Source organism: Caballeronia sp. LZ028 (assembly GCF_031451415.1).
GTDB lineage: Bacteria > Pseudomonadota > Gammaproteobacteria > Burkholderiales > Burkholderiaceae > Caballeronia > Caballeronia zhejiangensis.
In genome coordinates this window covers 863,089-885,410 of sequence record NZ_JARUXN010000004.1, presented here as the reverse complement: position 1 = coordinate 885,410, position 22,322 = coordinate 863,089, and the positions used below count along the sequence as shown (strand labels likewise).

Here is a 22,322-nt window from a genome sequence, read left to right as displayed (position 1 = left end):
GAAGTGTGTCCGAGCGGCGCAAGAAACTGCAACGACTAATAAAACCGCATCGGGGAACTGCAAGCCAATGAGACCTTCCACTTACGCGGGATTCGTTTTGCTCGCGGCGTGTGGCGCCGCCTTCGCGCAACAGCCGCTCACCGTGCCAGGCCGCAGCCAGAGCGCGTGGCAGCAATCGATCGATAACGCCGCCTGCTACGGCTACGCCAATCAGACGACCAAAGTGAACATGGCGCGCGAGTCGCAAGCGCCATCGCGCGACGCTCAGGCGCAGCGCGACACGCGCACGCTCACGCCGCCGCGTCCGGTCGAGCCGCCGTTGCCGGCGAGTGCGGCGGGCGCATCGGGTGCGCTCGCGGCGTCTGCGGCGGCGCCTGCATCGGGCGCATCGGCGGCGATCGCCGCGTCGGGTGCGTCCGGCGCGACGGGCGTGACCGCCTTGCCGCATCCCGCATCCGGCGCGATGCCCGGCATGCCGGCGATGCCCGCATCGATGGCGGCGGGCGCATCCGGCGCATCCGACGCGATCTACGGCGGCGACATGAAGATGCCGCCGCTGCCGCCGCCCGAGCCGCCGATGACGCGCTACTGGCGCGCCTACAGCGAATGCATGCAGAACCGCGGCTACTTCACCCGATGAATCAGCCGCTTCACGAAGGCGGATGTGCGTGCGGCGCGGTGCGGGTGCGCGTCGCGGGCGCGCCGAAGGAAGTGAATCTGTGTCACTGCATGACGTGCCGGCGCATCCACGGTGCGCCGTTCGGCGTTTACGCGATCTTTCCGCGCCATGCGTTTGCCGTGACGGGCGAAACGGTCGCGTGGGCGAGCTCCGCGACGGGCAGGCGGCATCATTGCCCGCTGTGCGGATCGCCGGTCTATCTGGCGTTCGACGGCGTCGACGAAATCGAGGTGCCGACCGGCATCTTCGATGAAACCGGCCTTTATCCGCCGCAGTACGAAATCTGGTGCAAAAGCGCCGAGCCGTGGCACGACGCGCAAGGACGGCCGCGCTTTGTACGCGGCGCGCCCTGATTCAACCCGTCAGCATTCGACGATCGCTTTCACGACGCCCGCTTTCGGATCGAGCAGCGACGAGAACTGCGTCGGCACATCGCTCAGCGTCAGACGATGCGTGTTGAGCGCATCCGTCGGCACTTCGCCCTTGCGCATCGCGGCGAGCACGGTCTCGAAGTCCTCGGGCGTCGCGTTGCGGCTCGCGAGCAGCGTCGCTTCGCGCTTGTGGAACTCCGGATCGGCGAAGGAAATGCGATCCGGCACGATCGACACCAGCACGTACTTCCCGCCGTGCGCGATGAATTCGAAGCCGCGTTCCATCGCGCGCGAATTGCCGGTCGCGTCGAACACCACATCGAAGAATTCGCCATTCGTGAGCGTCGACAGTTGTTCCTTGTCCTGCTCGCCGATCTGCACGGTCGCGTCCACTTTCAGTTCGCGCTTGCAGAACGCGAGCCGGTCTTCGCGCGTATCGAGCGCGGTGACGTTCGCGCCGCGCAGCCGCGAGAAGGTGATGGCCGCCATGCCGATCGGACCCGTGCCGACAACCAGCACGCGCTGCCCCGGCTGCACGTCCGCGCGACGCACGGCGTGCGCGCCGATCGCGAGGAATTCGACCATCGCGGCCTGATCGAGCGTGACGCCCTCGGCCTTATGGACGAATTGCGCGGGCAGATTCAAATATTCGGTGAACGCGCCATCGCGATGCACGCCGAGCACCTGAATGTTCACGCAGCAATTCGTCTTGCCCTGACGGCACGCGATGCACTTGCCGCACGACAGATACGGCATCACGTAGACGGTGTCGCCCGCCTTCAGCCCGCTCGATGCGTCCGCTTCCTCGATCACGCCCGACAACTCGTGGCCCATCACGCGCGGATACGACAGATATGGCTGATTGCCGGTGAAGATGTGCAGGTCCGTGCCGCACACGCCGACGCGCTTCACGCGCAGCAGCACTTCGTTGTCGGCGCGCTGCGGTTTCTCGCGCTGTTCGGCTTTCAGGGTTCCGGGCGTTTCGCAGATGACGGTCAGCATGCTGGATGTCTCGATATGTCGTTGGAGTGGGGCGTCCGTCAATCTAACGATGCGCGCCGATTTGGTCAAGCCAATTTCAATATCGAAAAAGTGGTAAGGCCGGATGCGCAGCCAGCGGCGCGGGCGGTTTCGCCTTATATTTCCACCAGAGCAAATCGCTCGGACAAGCGAAAAAAGGACGGCAAGTGCAGCAGCTTCATGAATTCGTCGAGCGGCATCCGCGGCTTTTCGTGCTGTCGGGCGCGGGCATCAGCACGGAATCGGGCATTCCCTGTTATCGCGATCGCGAAGGCCAGCGCACGGGCCGCGCGCCCATTCTGCTGAAGGACTTTCTCGGTTCGGACTACGCGCGCCGGCGTTATTGGGCGCGCAGCCTCATCGGCTGGCCGGTCGTGCAGAACGCGCAGCCGAACGCCGCGCATCACGCGCTGCGCGCGCTCGCCGCGCGTTCCCGGGTACATCGGCTCGTCACGCAGAATGTCGACGGATTGCACACGCGCGCCGGCAATCCCGATGTGATCGAGCTGCACGGCAATATCGGGCGAGTGCGCTGCATCGAATGCGGCGAGCGGCATACGCGCGCGGCCGTGCAGCGGATGCTGGAAGCGGCGAATCCGGATTTCGTCGGCTATACGGCGCCCGCGGTGCCCGACGGCGACGCGCATATCGAAGATCTCGATTTCGCCGCCTTCGACGTGCCCGGCTGCACGCGCTGCGGCGGCGTGCTCAAGCCCGACGTCGTGTTCTTCGGCGAGAGCGTGCCGCGCGCGCTCGTCGACGACGCGGCACGCTCGCTCGAAGCCGCCGATGCGATGCTCGTCGTCGGCTCATCGCTGATGGTGTATTCGGGCTATCGCTTTTGCGAGTGGGCCGCGAAAAGCGGCAAGCCGATCGCGGCCATCAACATCGGCAAGACACGCGCCGACGCGCTCCTCGCGCTGAAAGTCGAAGCGCCGTGCTCGGACGCGCTCGAACGCCTGATCGAGCATCTCGACGCACGGCCGGTGACGCGCTGACGCTTACTTCGCTTCGCGCGCAAGCGCCGCGATGCCTTCGACGAGACGCTCGGCATCCGACATGCGCGAGAAGAGCGCGGGCGTCACGCGGACGACTTCGCCCGCGTCGGGGCCGGGCCGCGTCACCGTGAAGACGCAGAAGCGATCGCGCAGCGCGGCGACGATCGCATCGCAACCTGCTTTCGTCGCGCGCCCGTTCAGGCGGAACGCAGTGATGCCGGCGGTCATCGACGGATCGTGCGGCGTCAGGATCTGCACGCCGGGAAGCTCGCTCGCGGGCTTCGCCCAGGCATCGCGCAACGCACGCAGACGCGCTTCCTTCGCCTTCGCACCGATGCGCCGATGCACGTCCAGCGCCGACGGCAGCGTGAACCACGCGGCGAAGTTCGGCGAGCCGGTATGCACGCGCGCGCGGATATCGTCGGCGGGCCAGGAGCGGTCGCCGAGATACGGATCGATCGACGCGACGTGTCCCTTCCGGATGTAGATCGCGCCGCAGCCGAGCGGCGCGCCGATCCACTTGTGCAGGTTCAGCGCGGCGAACGGCGCGTTCAAGTCGGGCACGTCGAAAGCGAGTTGCCCCCACGAATGCGCGGCATCGACGATCACGTCCGCGCCGGCTTCCTTCGCCATCGCCGAAATCTCCGCGACCGGGATCACGAGGCCCGTCGCGAAGCAGACGTGCGACAACAGCACGAGCCGCGTGCGCGGATGCGCGCGCAGCGCCTTCGCGTAGGTGTCGAGCACCGCTTCGCGCGTCGCGGGCTCCGGCATCGTAATACGCACGGGCGTGACGCCGCGCCGCTCGCGCAGCCATTCCATCGCGTCCTTGCCGCACGGGTAATCGAGATCGCTGTAGAGCACCGTGTCGCCCGGCGCGAGGCGGTTGTAGCCGCTGATGAGCGCGAGCAGCGCTTCGGTCGCGTTGCGCGTCAGCTCGATCTCCTCGACCGCGCAGCCCATTTCCATCGCGACGCGCTCCCGCAAACCCTGATACAGCGACATCAGATGCGGGCGGATCAGAAGCGTCGTCTCGCGGTTCACGCGCTCGGTCCAGTAATGGAACATCGCCTTGACCGGCTCGGTCATCGCACCCCAGAAGCCGTTCTCAAGGTTGATGAGCTCGTCGGAGTGACGCCACAGCGCGCGCACCGCATCCCAGTAGCGTTCGTTCGTGGCGAGACCGGCGGTTGGCGTCGGCGGAAGCGTCGCGAGCGCATCGGCGAATCCGGGCGTGCGGTGATCGAGGATCTCGGGCATCGGAATGTAGAAGTTCGTGGAAAGAAAATGAAATGCTTACCTAACTTCGCGCATCTGTATGGTAACGGTATTACCGAACGTCGTGGACAAAGTGCAGACTATTTGCATCTTTTCCCTTCAGTCCAAAAATCGTGAGCCGTAATCAGCTTTAGAGCGTCGCGCATCTTTTGCGCTCGATCGTTCGCTCCTGTCGCAGTATGCCGCGCGAAGCGATCACACGGACGCCGTATGTCCCCCGAACGGACCCTGAGAGAACCCTGAAAATGAACCTCAAGAACATCACGATCAAGAACAGGCTGATCGCTGGCTTCGGCATTCTGGCGGTGCTGGTCGTGCTGGTGGCAGGCATGTCGCTGCGCGCGCTGTCCGTCGCGACGGACGGCTTCGCGGACTATGTCAACGGCATCAACGCGCGCGCCGATGTCGCCGGTCAGATTCGCACGGCCGTCGACCGCCGCGCGATCGCCGCGCGCAATCTCGTGCTCGTCACGAAACCGTCCGATATCGAACTCGAGCAAGCCGAAGCCACGCGCGCCCACGAGGACGTGCAGGCGCGCCTGAAGCAACTCAACGACATGCTCGCCAGCGCGAGCGATACGAGCGACAAGGCGAAGAGTCTCGCCGCCGAAATGATGCGCGTGGAGGCGCTGTACGGTCCCGTCGCGACGAAGATCGCCGGGCTGGCGCTCGCGGGCAAGCACGAGGAAGCGGTGACGGCGCTCGACGACGAGTGCCGTCCGCTGCTCGCGCAACTCGTCAAGGCCACCGACGACTACGCGGCCTACACCGCGACGCGCCGCGAGGAAATCGTGCGCGCGGATCAGGCGAGCTATCGGACGCAGCGCAACGTGCTGATCGCGCTATGCGTGGTGGCGGCGCTCTTCGCGGTGATCGGCGGCGTGCTGGTCACGCGCTCGATCACGGCGCCGATCGGCGAGGCGGTCGGCATCGCGCAGACGGTGGCGCGCGGCGATCTGACGAGCCGCATCGTCGCGAATACGAAGGACGAAACGGGCGATTTGCTGCGCGCGCTCGCCACGATGAACGCGCGCCTCACCGACATCGTGAGCCGCGTGCGCGAAAGCAGCGGCGCGGTCGGCGGCGCGGCAAAGGAGCTCGCGACCGGCAATACCGATCTGAGCCAGCGCACCGAAGAACAGGCCGCTTCCCTGCAGGAGACGGCGGCGAGCATGGAAGAGCTCACGTCGACGGTGCGTCAGAACGCCGAGAACGCGCAGCAGGCGAGTTCGCTTGCATCGAACGCGTCGGATATCGCGAAGAAGGGCAGCGATGTCGTCGGCCGAGTCGTGAACACGATGAACGGCATCAGCGACAGCTCGGACAGGATCGCGGATATCACGGGCATCATCGAGGGCATCGCGTTCCAGACCAACATTCTCGCGCTCAACGCGGCCGTGGAAGCGGCGCGCGCGGGCGAACAGGGCCGCGGTTTCGCGGTCGTCGCGAGCGAAGTGCGCAGCCTCGCGCAGCGTTCGTCGACGGCGGCGAAGGAAATCAAGGAACTGATCGCGGATTCGGTGGGCAAGGTGCGCGACGGCTCGCTGCTGGCAAGCGAAGCGGGCACGACGATGGCCGAAGTGACGCAGGCCGTCGCGCGCGTGACGGACATCATGCAGGAGATCGCGGCGGCGTCCGCGGAGCAGGGGCGCGGCATCGAGCAGGTGAATCTCGCGATCACGCAGATGGACGAGGTCACGCAGCAGAACGCCGCGCTCGTCGAAGAAGCCGCCGCCGCCGCGACGTCGCTCGAAGAGCAGGGGCGCAGGCTCAACGAGGCGGTCGCGTTCTTCACGGTGGACGGCGCGGCGGCTGCGATCACGCAGGCCGCGCCGCGCGTGGCGCACGCGCCGCGCACGCCGGTTGCGAAACCCGCGCCGCGCGTCGCTCAAGCGGCCGTGGCGCAGCCCGCCACCGCCGACGGCTGGAGCACGTTCTGACGCCGCTTCAGGCGTTCACGTCGACGATCACGCGCCCCTTCACCTCGCCGCGCAGCAGACGCGCGGCGACGTCGGGCGCATCGGCGAGCGGGATCGTCGTCGCGACGCTTTCGATGGTCGCGACCGGCACTTCATCGGCGATTGCCCGCCACGCCGCGATGCGCCGCTCGCGCGGCACGTAGACGCTGTCCACGCCGAGCAGCGCGACGCCGCGCAGGATGAACGGCGCGACCGACGCCGGCAGATCCATGCCTTGCGCGAGGCCGCACGCGGCGACTGCGCCGCCATAGCGCAGGCTCGCGCAGATGTTCGCGAGCGTGTGACTGCCGACGCAATCGACGGCCGCCGCCCAGCGCTCTTTCTGCAGCGGCTTGCCCGGCTCGGAAAGCGTCGCGCGCTCGACGATATCCGCCGCGCCCAGTTCGCGCAGCCGCGCGGCTTCCTCGGGACGGCCCGTCGACGCGATCACGCGATAGCCGCGCTTTGCCAGAATCGCGACCGCGAAGCTGCCGACGCCGCCGTTCGCGCCCGTCACGAGCACGTCGCCGTCCTGTGCGCCGATGCCGTGCTTTTCCAGCGCCTGCACGCAAAGCATCGCGGTATAGCCCGCGGTGCCGACGGCCATCGCCTGGCGCGTCGTGATGTTCGCGGGCAGCGCGATCAGATGAGCGGCGCTCACGCGCGCCTTCTGCGCGAGCCCGCCCCAATGCGTTTCGCCGGCGCCCCAGCCGTTCATCACGACTTTGTCGCCGGGCTTGTAATCCGGATGCGAACTCGTCTCGACGACACCCGCGAAGTCGATGCCCGGCACCATCGGCCAGGTGCGTACGACGGGCGCCTTGCCGGTGATCGCGAGTCCGTCCTTGTAGTTGAGCGTGGAGAAGTCGACGCGCACGAGCACGTCGCCGCCATCGCCGGATGAAGCGAGTCGGGCTTCGTCGATCGACTGAATGGACGCGACCGTGCGGTCGTCCTGTTTGTCGAGGATGAGGGCTTTGAACATCGGCTGGCTCCGGTTGAGTTCGGGCGAGGCGGCGCGCGGCCGCCCCGTCAGGCACTACGGCGAATCAATGATGCTCGAATTGCGCGCGCGGGATCGGCGTCGCCTTCACCTTGTTGTACTGGAACTCGGGCAGCGCCTTGATCGCCTCCTTGGTCGCGCCCGCGAGCACGAACTGGCCGTTTTTCACGTCCAGTTGCTCGATCGGAATCGCGACGTCGTGACGCGCCACGCCGAGGAACTTGTTAGCGGCGATGATCGCGAACGAAACGGACTTGTCGGGCGCGACGATGATGTCGTTGATGACGCCGACGCGTTGTCCCTGTTCGTTGACGACCGGCTTGTTCAACACGGATTTCTTGATGCTCCAGCCATCGATGATGGCGGTCGATACTTCGACGGATACGCCGAGCGGCTGCGTGCCTGCGACTTGGGCGAACGATGCCGTGGAAGTCAGGCCAAGTGCCGACGATGCAACGAGCAGTGCCACGAGTTTCGATTTCATTGGTTCGATTCCTCAAAGGATTGGGGCAATCCGGTTCAATTGAAATGCGCGATTCAAGCTTCCAGCGCGGTAGAAGTTTGAACGTTTATCATGGTTTCTGCAGGAACGGTGTCAGGTGGCGTCGCGCGCACTGCAATAGTGCGAACGTGCGGTGCGCGCGGTCAATGCGAGATCCGCTTGAGCGCGTCGCCTTTGTGAACGGCGCGCTTGCCGCTCTTGTCGCTTTCGACTTCGAAATGCGGATCGTCGTGCGATGCGTTGACCGTGTGGCCGTCGAGCGTCGCGCGCTCGGTGACGATGCGCACGATGCGGCCCGTCGTTTCGCCTTGCGGCGTATTCCAGCGGACGTGATCGTGCAGCTTGAAGGATTGGCCCATGGCTTGCGCTCCCGGAAAAAGTGGACGTTTCCCGAAGCGCAACGGCCATGCCCGTCATGTCAGGCGGGAAAGCGTCGCCTCGTCGGACTGGCCGTCGAAATATCGGCGCAGCGCTTCTTCGAAGACGGCGGGATCGTCGGCGGCGTGCGCGAAAAGGGTCATCGACGAATGGAATTTCATGTCGTCCGGATAGCCGAAAATCTGCCCGGCAGTGCGTCCCTGCAGCCCGTTGACGATGCGCGTCAGCTCGACGAGCCGCGCGCCCAGCACGGGATGCGCGAGATAGGCGCGGGCTTCGTCGCGCGACGAAATCGCGTAGTGCTGCGCCATTGCGCTGTGCCCGAGGCCGACGATCTGCGGGAACACGAACCACATCCAGTGCGTGCGTTTGTGGCCGGCGGAAAGCTCGGCGCGCACGTCGTCGATGACGCTTTCCTGTGCGTCGACGAAACGCTGCAGGTCGTACGGATCGCTCATGCTCATCTCCTTACGCGACCGCATCGGCGATGCGCTTTCGCATCGCTTCATCGGGATAGTTGCCGATGCCCGCGCGCGCGTTATCGATCATGTATTCGCGGCGTCCTGTGCCGGGGATCACGCAGGTCACGGCCGGGTTGCCCAGCACGAATTTCAGCAGGAGCTGTGCCCACGACGTGCAGCCGATTTCCTGCGCGAAATCCGGCAGCGGCCGGTTGCGCAGGCTAGCGAGCAGCGATCCGCCGCCGAACGGCTGATTCACGATGACCGCGACGCCGCGCTCGGCGGCGAGCGGCAGAAGGCGCGCTTCGGCATCGCGGTCGTTGGCGGCGTAGTTGATCTGCACGAAATCGATGCGCTCCGAGCGCAGCACCGCCTCGACCTGCGCAAACGCGCTCGACGTGTAATGCGTGACGCCGATGTAGCGGACCTTGCCGGCGGCTTTCCAGTCGCGCAGCGTGGCGAGATGCGTGCGCCAGTCGAGCAGATTGTGAATCTGCATGAGATCGACGCGATCGGTCTGCCACAAGCGCAGCGATTGCTCCATCTGCGCGATGCCGGCCTCGCGTCCGTCGGTCCAGACTTTCGTCGCGATGAACGCTTTGTCGCGCGTATGCGATTGCGCGAGCAGCGCGCCCGCGACGGCTTCGGAGGAGCCGTACATCGGCGATGAATCGATTACCGAGCCGCCCGCGGCGAAAAGCGCGCGCAGGACCTCGGCGAGCTCGCGGCGGCGGGCGGGGTCGTCGCCGGCGTCGAAGGTGCGCCAGGTGCCGCAGCCGATGACGGGCAAAGGCTCTTTCGTCGACGGGATCGGGCGGGTGTGCATGGGTTGGGCTGCCTGTGCCGTGTCGAATGCCTGCGTGGCGAGCGCGGCGGCGGTCAGGCGGAGGAAAGCGCGGCGGTTGGGCATGGGCGGGGCGATGTCAGCGGGAGAGTTTGCATAGTAGAGAACATCGGGCGATCCGTTTCGAACGTTCGTCAGCGAACGCGCAATCCGACGCCGATGCATTCATCGGCACAGCCCAGCGCCACCCACGATTCTTTCTCTCCCCGAAACGCCTTTTGACGCAAAGTGCCTTCCCCCATTGGGCCGATACATCTACCTTGGATTGACGCTTTTTTGCGCTCGCGATGCATCGGGGAACTAACATACCGCCTCCCGCCCGCAGCCTTCCTACAAAAAATCAGCATGGCCGATATCGACAACATACGAGACATGGCGCCGCTCGACCTCATCCGCACTTTGCGAGCAGCAGGACGCGCCGCCGAAGCCTGTGCGCTCGCCGGGCAACTCGCCGCGTCGGCGAACCCGGATTGCTGGCTTGCCCAACTCGGCGTCGACCTGAGCTTTCTCGGGATGCACGCGCAAGCCGAGAAATTCCTGAAGCTCGGACTCGAAGAGCCGCTTTCGCAGGCCAATCGATACGCGCTGACCGAAGAGCTATGCATGGTGCAGTTCGCCCTCGGCAAGTTTCACGCGGCGAACGAACGCTATCGCACGATCCGCGGCAGATCGTATGCCGAAGTCTTTCATCAACTCGTTCTCGAATCCGATCCCGATTGGGCCGGCGCGCTCCCGGACAAGCTGCTCGGCATGGACGAGTCCGTCGCGGGCAAGCGAATTTTCATTTCCGCGGAGGGCGGCTTCGGCGATTTCGTGCAGTTCTCGCGCTACATCGACGCGCTGCTGCGCGAAGGGGCGAGCATGATCGTCTCCGAGCAATTTTCGGGTTGGGAGGAAGTCTTCCGACAGAGCGAGCAGGTCAAGCTGTCGATGGCGACGCAAGAGCAGCGCGCGGCCGAACTCGCGTGCTGCGATCGCGTGACCTTCGGTTTCAGTCTCTACGCGCGCTATCAACGCTCGCCATACTTTCCGATGGAAAATCCCGCCGCGCGCATCGCCATCGATCCGGCCAAGCGTTTGTCCGATGACGCCAATGCGCTGTTGAACGTCGAAACGACGCGCCCGAAAATCGGCCTGATCTGGAGAAGCGCGAGCGGCGTGCGGCACGAACCGTATCGTTCGATGCCGCTTCAGCGGCTCGAATCCTTGCTGACGAATCAGGCTTGTCAGTTCTATTCGCTGCAAGTCGGCGAACTCGGCGACGACGAACGCGCGTTCATGAACCGCCACGGCGTGACCGATATCGCGCCGCATCTCTCGACCTTCGGCGACACGGCCGGCGTGCTGGAGAAGCTCGATCTGCTCGTCACCATCGATACGGGCACGGGGCATCTCGCCGGCGCGCTGAATCGGCCGGTGCGGGTGTTGCTGTCGCGGGCCTGCGACAGCCGCTGGCTCGACTGTCAGCGCTTCACGCCGTGGTATCCGTCGATGCGGCTGTATCGTCAGACCGAACTGGGCGACTGGACGCAGCCGCTCGCCGATCTCTGCGCCGACCTCGCATCCTTCAGTGCTTCTTCAGCGCCGGCGCCGTCCGCCGAAAGCCCCTGAAGCGCTCGCGCCGATGTTCCTCGTCGAAGTGCGCGCGTGCGGGCTTCACGAGATCGCTGCGCGACACGATGCCGACGAGCCGCCGCGACGCCTCGTCCGCGACCACCGGCAGGCGCTCCAGTTCATGCACGGCGAGACGCGTCGCGGCAAGGCGGCACGGCTCGCCCGGCAGCGCGAACGCCGGCGCGCCGTGCTCCATGCGCTGCAAGGCATCGCCGATGCTGACGCCCGACTGCGCCAGCGGCGACGCCCCGATCAACGTCCCGAGCGACGCCCGGTCCAGCATGCCGACGAGCACGCCTTCGCGCACCACCGGATACGCCCGATGCACCTGTTGCGGCCCGAAATGCTTCGCGAGCACGTCGGAAAGCGGCGTGGCGGCGTCGATCGTCAGCACGTCGCGCGTCATGACTTCATCGACGTGATGGCGCTCCAGCGGATCCACGCCGTATTCGCGATAGATGTGATAACCGCGCCGCGCGATCTTCTCGGTCATGATCGAGCGCTTCATGACGACGGTCGCGAAGCCGTGCGCGACGAGCGTCGCGGCGAGCAGCGGCAGGAGCGCGTTCGCATCGTGCGTGAGGCCGAAGGCGAAGACGATCGCGGTGAGCGGCGCGCCCAGCGTCGCGCCGAGCGTCGCGGCCATGCACACGAGCGGCCAGAGCGCGGTGTCGTGGCCGGGCAGGATCGCGCCGAGCGCGGTGCCGAGGCCCGCGCCGAGCATCAATAGCGGCGCGAGCACGCCGCCCGAGGTGCCCGAAGCCAGCGCGACGACCCAGATGATCGCCTTCACGGCGAGAATCGACAGCGCCACCTGAATCGCGATGTGCTGATGCAGCAGATCGCCGATCACGTCGTAGCCCACGCCGAGCGCGCGCGGCTCGAGATATCCGCCGATACCGACGATCACCGCGCCGAGCGCCGGCCACCACATCCAGTGAATCGGCAGCTTGTGGAACAGGTCTTCGAGCTTGTAGAGCGCAGCCGACAGCCCCGACGCCAGCGCGCCCGACAACAGCCCGGCCACGAGGCACGAAAGCAGCGAAATCATGTGCGGCGGCGGCGTTTCGAGCGGAAAGAGCGCGCCCGTACCGAATACCGCCGCGCGCGCGAAGCCCGCGACCGCGCAAGCGAGCGCGACCGGCAGAAAGCTGCGCGGCCGCCATTCGAACAGCAGCAGTTCGACCGCGAGCAGCACCGCCGCGACCGGCGTGCCGAACACGGCCGTCATGCCCGCCGCCGCGCCCGCGACCAAGAGCGTCTTGCGCTCCGCGGCGGTCACGTCGATGCATTGCGCGATCAGCGAGCCGAGCGCGCCGCCCGTCATGATGATCGGGCCTTCCGCGCCGAACGGCCCGCCGCTGCCGATCACGATCCCCGACGACAGCGGCTTCAGGATCGCCACCTTCGGCGACATGCGGCTCTTGCCGAACAGGATCGCCTCGATCGCCTCCGGAATGCCGTGTCCGCGAATCTTGTCCGAGCCGAAGCGCGCCATCATGCCGACGATCAGTCCGCCGATCACCGGAATGCCGATCACCCACGGCCCGAGCGTATAGAGCGCGGGCGAGTTGTCCTCGAGCGAAAGCGTGCCGAAGAAAAACAGGTTCGTGAACAGATGGATGAGCGCAAGGAGCACGACGGCCGCGAGCGTGGCGATGCCGCCGATGACGGCGGCGAGTCCGCATATCTTCAGCAGCCGGTCGTTGACCGAAAAGTCACGTCTGTGATGGTCCATGAAGGCGCTCCAGGAATTCAGAAATCGATCTGCGGCACGCGGAACGCGCCATCGAGAGACTTGATCTCCGCGCGATGCAGCGCGGCGAGGCGCGTGAGCACTTCTTCGCCGCGCGCTTCGAGATGCACTCGCACCTGACGGCGATCCTCTTCGCTCTGCGCGCGTCGCACGAGCCCGGCCGCCTCGCAGCGCGTGACGAGCGCCACCACGCCGTGATGATGCGATTGCAGCCGCTCCGCGAGTTCGCCGACCGTTGCCCATTCGCGGCCCGGATAGCCCTTGATGTGCAGGAGCAGCAGATATTGCAGCGGCGTGATGCCTTCGTTCTGCGCGGCCTGCTCGGAGAAGCGCTCGAAGCGCCGCATCTGATAGCGGAATTCGGACAGTTGCTCGAAGTCCGGCTTGTCGAGTTTGCGCGGAGTGTTCATCGGATTTCAGTGGACGCGCTCAGGCGGTCTTGCGCTCGCCCGCGAACGATTGTCGATAGAGGCCGGAGATCAGATCGGCTTCGGTGATCATGCCCGCGAGCTGATCGTGCGCGCCGACCACCGGAATGTGGTGATGCCCCAAGTGCGCGAACATCGGCACCAGATCGGCGATGGCGGTGCTCGTCTTCACGGTGCAGACGTCGGTTGTCATCAGCGAGGCGACGAGCGGCGGCGTCGTCGACGGGCCGCGCATCAGCCGCTCGATCGCCTGCTGCGCGCGTTGCCCGATGCCGTCGCGGCGCACCGGCGCCAGGTCCGCGCGCGTGACGATGCCGCACACGCGTCGCGTCGCGTCGATCACCGGCAGCGCCTTCACCTGATGCCTGTCGATGAGCGCGAGCGCCGCCTGCGCGCTCGTCTCGGGCGTCACGGAGACGATCGCGCGCGACATGATGTCGGCGCACGTGAACTCCGTGAACCGGCGCGCGTAGGCCTGCAACTGCGCTTCGCGAAGCAGCGCTTCGAGATCGTCCGGATCGACGTCGAGCAATTCGCTGCGGCGCGACAGCACGGCCTGCAGGTCGGCGCGCGTGAACGAGTCGGCGCCGGGCGGCGCGACCGCGGGTTTCGGCGCGGCGTGGCCGTGCGGATAGCGATGCCCGGTGAGCGCGTGAAATGCGATCGCCGACACGAGCAGCGCCGCCGACTGGATCGCCACCGGCGCGAACACGAAGCCATAGCCGAGCGCGTGAATCGACGGCCCGCCGAGCACGGCGGTCAGCGCGACCGCGCCCGAAGGCGGATGCACGCAGCGCAGCGCGAACATCGCGCAGATCGCGAGACAGATGGCGAGCGCGGCAGCGTCGACGGGATCGTGAACGAACATCGCGCAGCTGACGCCAACCGTCGCCGACACGATGTTCCCGCCGATGATCGACCACGGCTGCGCGAGCGGACTCGCGGGCACGGCGAAGAGCAGCACGGCGGACGCGCCCATCGGCGCGATGAGATACGGAATCGCGGATGCATCGCCGATCAGCAGATGCGCCAGCCCGCCCGTCAGCGCAATGCCGATCAGCGCGCCGAGCCCCGCGCGCAATCGCTCGGTCCAGCGCAGCGTGACCGGAGCGGGAAGAAAGCCTTGGAGCCAGCGAAGCAATGCGATACGCGTCACTTTTCAGCGTTCCGGGAAGAGTCAGTGGAAGGTCACACTGGCTGGCCGGATCGAGGGCGCGAAAAGCAAGCGTGCGACAATCGTGAAATTGTATCGCAATATGATACAAATTGTCGCGCGCTTCGATTCGTCCCAGGATTCGTCGCACTTTTGATCCGGTTGAACGGGCGTGCGCGGCCGCCATGTCCTCCTGTACGATGAGTTTTCCCTTGCGCGGCGCGGACACTTCGACATGGCACGTCGCAACATTTCCCGGATGGCGTGCTACATCGCGTTCGCGTGCGCGTGGCCGTGCGCGGCGGTCGCGGCGGACGAAGACCCGTCGACGATCGTCAGCGACGTTCATGAGTTCGTCGTCGCGAGCGACGGCTCGCTCACCGAAGACGACATCACCGTGCTGCGCGCGAACACGTCGGCGGGCGTCGACGAAATCGCGCAGCGCTACGTCTGGTATGACAAGAGCGTGTCGAAGGTGGAGATCGTCGAGGCCTATTCGATCGATGCGAGCGGCGCGCGCCACGACGTCTCGCCGGATCAGATCCGCGACGTTCAGGAGCCGCGCTCGGCGGGCGCGCCGACGTTTCAGGACGCGAAACTGCGCGCGGTGATCTTTCCGGCGATGGGCATCGGCTCGACCGTGCATCTGCGTTTTCGCAAGAGCCAGGCGGCGGCGGTCATTCCCGGGCAATTCAACTATTACGTCGATCCGGGGCAGCGGCCCGTCGTGCAGCAGACGCTCGTCTTCGATCTGCCCGCCGACAAGCCGCTTTATGCCGATGCGCGCGGCTATGTCGCCGAGCCGCCCGTCACGGCGAACGGGCGCACGCGTTACGCGTTCACGTACCGGCACGATCGTTTCGCGCGCATCGAAAGCGGCTCCGTGGGCTATGCGCAATACGGCGATCGGCTGATGGTCACGACCTTTCCCGATTACGCGAGCTTCGCGAAGGCCTACCGCGACGCCGCCGCCGATCCGGGCGCGACCGATCCCGCGATCCGCGCGCTCGCGCAATCGCTCACGCAAAACGCCGCCGACGACCGCGCCAAAGCCAAAACGCTCTACGACTGGGTGCGTCACCATATCCGCTACGTCGCAATGTTCATCGGGCAGAGTCCGGCCGTGCCGCATCGCGTGACGGACGTGCTCGCGAATCGCTACGGCGATTGCAAGGATCACGTCGCGCTCTACGGCGCGCTGCTCGATGCCGTCGGCATTCGCAACGAGCCCGCGCTCATCGGGCTCGGTTCGGTCTATACGCTGCCGTCGGTGCCGGGTTACGGATCGGGCGCGATCAACCACATCGTCACCTGGCTGCCGGATCTGAACGTGTTCGCCGACAGCACGGCGGCGAGCGTCGAATTCGGCTTTCTGCCGCTCGCCGACATGGACCGGCCCGCGCTGCTCGTGAATACCGGCGCGCTGGCCCGCACGCCCGCGACGCAGCCGCTCGCGCGCACGGCACGGCTGCAGATCGAGGTCGCGGACAAGGGCGAGGCGAACTTCGCCTACTGGGTCGAGGACGCGGGATGGAGCGCGGAAATCGAGCGGATCAACCTGCGTCTCGCGAATGCGCAACGGCGCGACCAGATCGCGGCGGACCGGCTCCGTTACACGAATCTGCGCGGCGCGGGCGCGTTGACGACGAGCGACGTCGATGCAACCGGCGGCCCGTTCGCGACGACGCTGCGCGGCACGCTCGACGACGTCGTCTGGCCGACGGGCACGACGGCATTGCCCGCGCTGTCGAGCCTGTCGGGCGGCATCGCGACGGCGGTGCGCAACTGGCTCGCCGAGCGCACGCGCACGCAGCCGTATCTGTGCATCGGCGGCACGTTCGACGAAACCGCGCAGATCACGCTGCCGAAGACGACGCACGTCGCCGAAGTGCCCGACGATCTCGATCTGACAAGCGATGTTTTTCGTTATCGCGCGCGCTATGTATTCGATCCGTCGACCAACGTGATCCAGATATCGCGCACGCTCGACGCCCGCTTCGGCAAGCAAGTCTGCACGCCCGACGATTTTCGGGCGGCGCTGCCGCTGCTCAAGAAAATCGAGCGGGACACGCAGGCGCAGATCATCCTGAAAGCGCTGGGCGGATGAACCTCACTCCATGTCCCGCGCGACGCGAAAGCCGTTCTGCGATTGCCGCACGCTCGAGCTGTACTTGAAGCGCGTCGCCGACTGCATGTAGGCCGCGCCTTCGCGCCACGAGCCGCCGCGAATCACGCGCACGCTGCACGACGGATCGTCCCAGGCGCGGCCATCGGCGGGCGCGTTCTTGTAGGAACTGTGCCAGCAGTCGGCGACCCATTCCCAGACGCTGCCGTTCATGTCGTAGAGGCCGTACGGGTTCGCGGCGAACGATCCGACCGGCGTCGGCGCTTCGGGCTTGTACGGATCGCCGCAATCCTTGCAGTCGGCGGTGCCTTTTTTCATCTGATCGCCCCACCAGTACGTCGATTGCGTGCCGCCGCGCGCGGCGTATTCCCATTCCGCTTCCGTCGGCAAGCGATACGGCTTGCCGCCCACCTTGCTCAGCCATTTGACGTAGACCTGCGCGTCGTCCCAGCTCACGTTGCGCATCGGCGCGTTGCCGGGCGGCGTCGATTCGCCTTCGGGCGCGACGCGCGTGCACGCGCCCGCATCGGCGCAGGCGTTCCATTGCTCGACGGTGACTTCGTATTTGCCGATGGCGAACGCACGCCCGACCGACACGCGATGCGGCGGCTTCTCGGCGGGATCGTCGTTGTTGCTGCCCATCGTGAAGCTGCCCGCGGCGATCGGGATCAGCACAGGGCACGCCGGGCAATCCTTGATCTCGCCGCCGCTCGCCGTCTTGGCGGCCGGTTTGGTGGTCACGGCGGCGGGCGGCGCGGCAGGCGCTGCCGCCGTGCTCGGGCGCGGTTTTTCAGGCGCGGCAGCGGTAGCCGGCGCGGACGGCGCGGGCGTCGGCTTCGGCGCGGGTGCGGGTGCGGGTGCGGCCGGTGCGGCGGTCGCGGCAGGTGGCGCGGAAGCGGCGGGCTTTGCATTTCCGGCTGCGCGCAAACGCTCGATGCGCGCCTTCGCGAGCGCCGCGAATCGGCCGTTCGGATAAGCCTTCAAATAGGCTTCGTAATCGCTCGGATAGGTGCTGTCCTTGATCGAATCCCAGAACGTCAGTTCGTACTGCTCGTTGCTGTCTTTCGGCAGAATGCCGCGCGTGCGGACGATGCTGGCGGATTCGGCAGGCACGATGGCGGTCGCGTCCGCTATACGCATGTTCGACGTCGTATCGGTGATGGCGAAGCCGTCATCGAGCGTCGACGCGACCCACGGCCGCTGCGCGCCATGCGATGCCCGCGCGACATCCGATGCCGCCGCAGCGAACGCCGCCGGCGTCACCGATGACCGCGCGCCCAACGCGTGCAGCAACGCCGCGGTATAGCGCCCGTTGCGCGCGTCTTCGGATGCGGCATCGCCCGGCGCAGCCGCATACGCGACGAGCGTGCGCGGCGGCAGCGTCCACGCCCGCGCGCGCGTTGTCTCGAAGGGATCGGTGAGACACATGTCGAGCACGACGATGTTCGCCGCGTCCGGCCGCGCCCGCGTAATGCGCTCGACGATGTCCCGCGCGGAAATCGCATCGCGCACGAGCGTCGCGGGGCGTTGCTCGCGCGCGTCGAGCGGCACGAGCAACGCATCGCCGCCCGCCTGCAATCCGTGGCCGGCGAAATAGACGAGCGCCGTATCGTCGGGGCCGAGGCGCGCGGCGAACGCATCGAGTGCCTGGCGCATCGCGGCTTCGTCGAGATTCGTGCGGCGCGTGACGTCGAAACCGAGCGCGTTCAGGGCGATGCTCATGTCGTCGGCATCGCGCGATGCGCTCGCGAGCGGCTGATCGAGATAGTCGGCATTGCCGATCACGAGCGCGAGATGACGGGGCGCGTGTGCGATCGTCGAGATCGGGGAAGAGGGCGGCGCTGTGACCGATGCCGCGTTCGCTGATACGAGCGTCTGGCCGATCGTCAGGACAACGCTCGCGATAAGAAGAGTTCGCCACATGTTCACACCCTGTCCGTCCGGCTTTGAGTGGAGGGCATCGCACTGCATTCGCGTGCGATGCCAACGCTTCGGGTACGGCATCAACAACGATAGCACGCGCTCAGACGCCGCTTAATCCCCTGAAAGGAGGTATCCGTCATGAGGTTAATCAGGCCCCCCCGCGTGACCGTATCTTTTTTAAACGTTACGTCCTAATCTAAAAACCAGCGACGCAGCATCAGGTAATCCGCATCGCGCTCGAGCACGAGCGTTCGTCCGTGCCCGGAGCGATTTCCCTGGCCCATCCGCGAGGCCTTTCAACGAGAGAGGCGTGCATAACATGCTGAGAAGAACCGTGCTTGGCGCGCTGGCTTCCCTGGCCGCATTGGCCGCCGATTCGTCGTTTTCCGCCGCGCGTGCCCGCACGCCCGCGCCGCCGAACGCCGAGGCCTACATCATCTGGCCGCCGGACGGGGCCGTGATCACGGGCGGCAAGCTTTGGGTGCGCATGGGCTTGCGCAACATGGGCGTATGTCCGAAGGGCGTCGATCTGCCGAACGTGGGGCATCACCATCTGCTCGTCGATACCGATCTGCCGCCGCTCGATCAGGAGATCCCGTCCGATCGCAATCACCTGCATTACGGCGCGGGCGAAACCGATGCTCGCCTCGAATTGCCGCCGGGCAAGCACACCTTGCAGTTGCTGATGGGCGACTACAACCACGTTCCGCACGACCCGCCGGTGTATTCGAAGAAGATCACGATCATCGTGAAATGAGCTGTGCACTTGCCGAGGGCACATGACATGAAAAAACGATCCGCTGATGCGCTCGCGCTGCCGCGTTCGCTCCTCGTCGCCGCCACGCTCGCGACGGCGTTCGCCGCGTCTCATGCGCTCGCCGGGACGACGCCCGCGCCGGCCAACGCGTATGCGTACATCGGCTTTCCGAACGATGGCCAGACCGTGCCCGCGGGCAAGCCGTTCCGCGTCTGGTTCGGGCTGCGTTTCATGGGCGTCGCGCCGCGCGGCGTGAAGTTTCCGAACACGGGGCATCATCATTTGCTGATCGATGTGGACCTGCCGCCGATGGATCAGGAGATTCCATCGGATCGCAATCATCTGCACTACGGCGCCGGCGAAACCGAAACGATGATCGAACTGCCGCCGGGCAAGCACACGCTTCAGCTTTTGATGGGCGATGACAAGCACATACCGCATAACCCGCCCGTCTATTCCCGAAAGATCACGATCTACGTCAAGTAAGTCCGGGCGCCGCGTGATGCATCGAGCGGCGCCTTTCCCGATTGCTTTCATCCAACTCGTATCCGCGTGCGTATCGCGGAGGGGGTCGTTCGTCCCCTGCAAATCGCACGGGTGTCGCCGGGCAACCGACAGTTAAGATCGGAAGTGTCGGGCGGGCAGCATCATCGGCTTAGAAGGACAGATGCAGCGTAAATCGGCGCAGCCCATATGCAGCACGGCGCGCAGAGAAAAACGCATGACGCATGACGCGATTGGCACAGCCTGTGCATTGAATGGCGGCGAGCAGACAAGTTGCTCCGAGCCACCACCGAATGCGCGACGCGCACCCAAGGAGAGCGGAAATGAAGACGCTGACCATCAAGGACCTTCCCGTCACCGAAGATCTCGACACGCGTGCAATGTCGGCGGTGCGCGGCGGCTCCGCGGTCCTGTTTCCCGGCTTCATCTCGATGAACGGCACGACGCTCTCGATGCCGTTCAATCCGCAGCAGATCATCAATCAGACGCAGACGACGTTCAATCAGAACGGCAGCAACATCGCCTTCGCCGAAGCGCTGAAGTCGCAGTCGACGGTCACGCCGACGCAGAGCGCGAAGAACATCGCCAACGTGAACTTCGGCATCGCGGGCGATCTCGCATAAGCGAAACGTCGCGAGGAATGAACCGCATATCGGTGCGGTAAGCATCGAGGTAGTCGCAGCAAAGGCGGGGCGCGGGGAGCTTCGCCGTAACACCGCCCTCAGCATCGGGCGTAGTGGTTCGCGCGCGGGTCGCATCCGTCGCCGGACCGCGTCACGACGACGCGCGACGTGCCTCAAGAGCACGCGCGCGCAACGTGACTTAACCCGTATGGAGTCGCGGCGCGCCGTGTGATTTACTTGAATGACCGGACGGCCGGCGCCGTGCTTCTCACCCATGAAACTGACCGTCGGTGCGCGTTCACCGGGAGCGAGATCGTGCGAGCCTTGTTGCCATCGTTAGGGCTGGTTGCAGCCGCGCTGCTTTCGGGCTGCATCGACGTGACGCCGCCGACGTATCAGCGGCCCGACACGCCCGAGAAAACCGCCTTCACGAAGACCGACGCAGCGAAGGTCGCCGCATCCGACACGATCCGGCCCGACTGGTGGAAGCAGTTCAACGACCCGTATCTCGACTCGCTGGTTGAAAAGGCCATCAGCGGCAACTTCGACATCAAGGTGCTGGCCGCGCGCATCCAGGTGGCGGGCGCGCAGATCGGCGAGGCGCGCGCGGGCGCGTTGCCGTCGATGGATCTCGGCGCGGGCGCGAGCTTCGAGAAGACGACCGGCCAGCAGTTCTCGAAGCAGTACAACCTGGCGACGCAGGTGAGCTGGGACATCGATATCTGGGGCTCGGTGGAGAAGGGCGTGCAGGCGCAGAAAGCCGAATTCCGCGCGACCGAGGCCGACTGGCGCGCCGGTTATCTCGAACTCGTCGCACTCGTCTCGACGACGTACTTCCAGATTCTCCAGTTCGACGATCAGATCGATCAGCAGAAGCAGACCATCGCGACCAACCAGCAGATCCTGACGATCTTCGAAGGCATGCAGAAGAACGGCCTCGTGCCGAAGACGCAGGTGCTCACGCAGCGCGCCGAACTCAACCGGCTGACGCGCGAGTTGCTGGAGTTGCGCCGCTCGCGCGATCTCGCGAACAACGCGCTCTCGACGCTGATGGGCGTGCCGGCAGGCGAGTTCCGGATGCCCGACGGCAAGCTGCAAAAGCGCGTGCAGATTCCGCCGGTGCCGGAGGGATTGCCATCGCAGTTGCTCGCGCGTCGCCCCGATCTGATCGCGGCCGAATATCGCGTGCTCGAAGCGTATGACCTCGTCGGCCAGGCGAAGCTCGCGCAACTGCCGACCATCAACCTGACCGGACGCGCGGGCACTGCAAGCTTTCAACTGACCGATCTCCTGAAGATCTTCACGCTGAGTTTCGTGCCGAGCATCAATATCCCGATTCTCGATCCGTCCGTGCGCGCTCACGTCAAGACGACCGAGGCGCAGACGACGGTGGCCGAACAGCAATATCGCAGCACGGTGATGAACGCGTTCGAAGAAGTGGAGAACGCGCTGGTCAATCTCGATTCGCATACGAAGCAGCGCGTCGAGCTGCAACAGGAAGTGGATCAGTTGACGATCGTCGCCGCCCAGATCGACGCGCAACTGAAAGAGGGCGTGATCTCGCAGCTTCAGGTGTTCGAGACGGAGCGCACGCTGCTCGCGGCGCAACTCGCGCTGCTCGCAAACCATCAGCAAATTCTGTCGGACACGGTGACGCTTTATAAGGCGCTCGGCGGCGGCTGGCCGACCGTCGATGTACAAAGCGCAAGCAAGGACGGATTGAAGTGAAGCACTCCATGAATAATGTGCACCAAATTAATAATATGAATTGCTAACGATCGTGCCGAATCGCTTATGGATGGCGTGATGCAGCGGTGCAGCACGATTGACTACGACGATGCGTGACTTAAACTCTCAACAGCCGCCGGCTGCAAATGACTTCGATTACGGCGCGGTCCAACTTGTCCATGCGCCCGACGTTGCCGGGCAATCCTCTGGCGCGTCGGC

The 22,322-nt window shown here is 65.7% G+C and carries 20 protein-coding genes and 1 pseudogene; 10 read left to right on the top strand and 11 right to left on the bottom strand.

Features of this window, described 5'->3' with window-relative positions; all coding sequences use genetic code 11:
* The first annotated feature begins 67 nt into the window (after positions 1 to 67).
* Positions 68 to 640 carry a hypothetical protein gene (locus tag QCE58_RS26830; protein ID WP_033537049.1) on the top strand — a complete coding sequence of 191 codons (573 nt, stop codon included), beginning with the start codon at positions 68 to 70 and terminating at the stop codon, positions 638 to 640.
* Complete coding sequence (locus tag QCE58_RS26825; RefSeq protein WP_250521705.1) at positions 637 to 1,032, top strand: GFA family protein; 396 nt, start codon at positions 637 to 639, stop codon at positions 1,030 to 1,032. The genes QCE58_RS26830 and QCE58_RS26825 overlap by 4 nt, the downstream gene beginning before the upstream one ends.
* A gap of 9 nt (positions 1,033 to 1,041) precedes the next feature.
* Here the strand turns inward: QCE58_RS26825 and QCE58_RS26820 are convergent, their stop codons facing one another.
* Positions 1,042 to 2,052, bottom strand: a complete 1,011-nt coding sequence (locus QCE58_RS26820) for a zinc-binding alcohol dehydrogenase family protein (RefSeq protein WP_008353221.1) — start codon at positions 2,050 to 2,052, stop codon at positions 1,042 to 1,044.
* Between the two features lie 179 nt (positions 2,053 to 2,231).
* On the opposite strand from QCE58_RS26820, the pseudogene QCE58_RS26815 reads away from it, so the two are divergent.
* A pseudogene (locus QCE58_RS26815) lies at positions 2,232 to 3,068 on the top strand (NAD-dependent protein deacetylase); the annotation flags it as partial.
* Positions 3,069 to 3,071: 3 nt separating this feature from the next.
* Here QCE58_RS26815 and QCE58_RS26810 read toward each other — a convergent pair.
* The gene (locus QCE58_RS26810) at positions 3,072 to 4,328 is read right to left on the bottom strand and encodes an aminotransferase class V-fold PLP-dependent enzyme (RefSeq protein ID WP_250435882.1); all 1,257 of its coding nucleotides are present in this window, start codon (positions 4,326 to 4,328) and stop codon (positions 3,072 to 3,074) included.
* Positions 4,329 to 4,591: 263 nt separating this feature from the next.
* Here QCE58_RS26810 and QCE58_RS26805 point away from each other — a divergent pair, with 263 nt between their 5' ends.
* Positions 4,592 to 6,286: a methyl-accepting chemotaxis protein gene (locus QCE58_RS26805; RefSeq protein ID WP_250435881.1), complete on the top strand. Its 1,695-nt coding sequence runs from the start codon at positions 4,592 to 4,594 to the stop codon at positions 6,284 to 6,286.
* A gap of 7 nt (positions 6,287 to 6,293) precedes the next feature.
* Here the strand turns inward: QCE58_RS26805 and QCE58_RS26800 are convergent, their stop codons facing one another.
* From QCE58_RS26800 to QCE58_RS26780, 5 genes are all read right to left on the bottom strand, one after another.
* Entirely contained in the window at positions 6,294 to 7,289 is a 996-nt protein-coding gene (locus tag QCE58_RS26800; RefSeq protein ID WP_008353225.1) for an MDR family oxidoreductase, read from the bottom strand.
* A gap of 64 nt (positions 7,290 to 7,353) precedes the next feature.
* Entirely contained in the window at positions 7,354 to 7,791 is a 438-nt protein-coding gene (locus tag QCE58_RS26795; RefSeq protein ID WP_008353227.1) for a PRC-barrel domain-containing protein, read from the bottom strand.
* 161 nt (positions 7,792 to 7,952) lie between these two features.
* Positions 7,953 to 8,168, bottom strand: a complete 216-nt coding sequence (locus QCE58_RS26790) for a DUF2945 domain-containing protein (RefSeq protein WP_175979390.1) — start codon at positions 8,166 to 8,168, stop codon at positions 7,953 to 7,955.
* Between the two features lie 54 nt (positions 8,169 to 8,222).
* Positions 8,223 to 8,645, bottom strand: a complete 423-nt coding sequence (locus QCE58_RS26785) for a DUF1810 domain-containing protein (protein ID WP_175979389.1) — start codon at positions 8,643 to 8,645, stop codon at positions 8,223 to 8,225.
* A gap of 10 nt (positions 8,646 to 8,655) precedes the next feature.
* On the bottom strand, positions 8,656 to 9,558 hold the full coding sequence (locus tag QCE58_RS26780; RefSeq protein ID WP_250521704.1) for an aldo/keto reductase: 903 nt from the start codon (positions 9,556 to 9,558) through the stop codon (positions 8,656 to 8,658).
* 279 nt (positions 9,559 to 9,837) lie between these two features.
* Between QCE58_RS26780 and QCE58_RS26775 the strand changes: the two genes are divergently transcribed.
* Positions 9,838 to 11,103 (top strand): glycosyltransferase family 9 protein, encoded by a 1,266-nt coding sequence (locus QCE58_RS26775; protein WP_250521703.1) that lies wholly within the window; start codon positions 9,838 to 9,840, stop codon positions 11,101 to 11,103.
* Here the strand turns inward: QCE58_RS26775 and QCE58_RS26770 are convergent.
* From QCE58_RS26770 to QCE58_RS26760, 3 genes are read right to left on the bottom strand one after another with little or no spacing between them, the layout of a single operon-like run.
* Positions 11,060 to 12,844 (bottom strand): chloride channel protein, encoded by a 1,785-nt coding sequence (locus QCE58_RS26770; protein WP_250521702.1) that lies wholly within the window; start codon positions 12,842 to 12,844, stop codon positions 11,060 to 11,062. The genes QCE58_RS26775 and QCE58_RS26770 overlap by 44 nt on opposite strands.
* 17 nt (positions 12,845 to 12,861) lie before the next feature.
* Entirely contained in the window at positions 12,862 to 13,272 is a 411-nt protein-coding gene (locus tag QCE58_RS26765) for a MarR family winged helix-turn-helix transcriptional regulator (RefSeq protein ID WP_008353238.1), read from the bottom strand.
* Positions 13,273 to 13,291: 19 nt separating this feature from the next.
* Positions 13,292 to 14,446, bottom strand: coding sequence for an HPP family protein (locus QCE58_RS26760; RefSeq protein ID WP_008353239.1), 1,155 nt, complete (start codon positions 14,444 to 14,446; stop codon positions 13,292 to 13,294).
* A gap of 256 nt (positions 14,447 to 14,702) precedes the next feature.
* On the opposite strand from QCE58_RS26760, the gene QCE58_RS26755 reads away from it, so the two are divergent.
* Entirely contained in the window at positions 14,703 to 16,550 is a 1,848-nt protein-coding gene (locus QCE58_RS26755; RefSeq protein WP_409014181.1) for a DUF3857 domain-containing transglutaminase family protein, read from the top strand.
* Positions 16,551 to 16,553: 3 nt separating this feature from the next.
* Here the strand turns inward: QCE58_RS26755 and QCE58_RS26750 are convergent, their stop codons facing one another.
* Positions 16,554 to 18,491 (bottom strand): SUMF1/EgtB/PvdO family nonheme iron enzyme, encoded by a 1,938-nt coding sequence (locus QCE58_RS26750; RefSeq protein ID WP_250521700.1) that lies wholly within the window; start codon positions 18,489 to 18,491, stop codon positions 16,554 to 16,556.
* A 319-nt stretch (positions 18,492 to 18,810) separates the two neighbouring features.
* Here QCE58_RS26750 and QCE58_RS26745 point away from each other — a divergent pair, with 319 nt between their 5' ends.
* The 4 genes from QCE58_RS26745 to QCE58_RS26730 all read left to right on the top strand — a co-directional run bounded on the left by QCE58_RS26745 (position 18,811) and on the right by QCE58_RS26730 (position 22,103).
* Positions 18,811 to 19,248, top strand: a complete 438-nt coding sequence (locus tag QCE58_RS26745; protein WP_033537047.1) for a DUF4399 domain-containing protein — start codon at positions 18,811 to 18,813, stop codon at positions 19,246 to 19,248.
* Between the two features lie 27 nt (positions 19,249 to 19,275).
* Entirely contained in the window at positions 19,276 to 19,734 is a 459-nt protein-coding gene (locus QCE58_RS26740) for a DUF4399 domain-containing protein (RefSeq protein WP_250440635.1), read from the top strand.
* A gap of 341 nt (positions 19,735 to 20,075) precedes the next feature.
* A complete protein-coding gene (locus tag QCE58_RS26735; RefSeq protein ID WP_008353246.1) occupies positions 20,076 to 20,375 on the top strand; it encodes a hypothetical protein in 300 nt (99 codons plus the stop codon).
* A 315-nt stretch (positions 20,376 to 20,690) separates the two neighbouring features.
* Positions 20,691 to 22,103 (top strand): efflux transporter outer membrane subunit, encoded by a 1,413-nt coding sequence (locus QCE58_RS26730; protein WP_239294402.1) that lies wholly within the window; start codon positions 20,691 to 20,693, stop codon positions 22,101 to 22,103.
* The last annotated feature ends 219 nt before the right edge of the window (positions 22,104 to 22,322 follow it).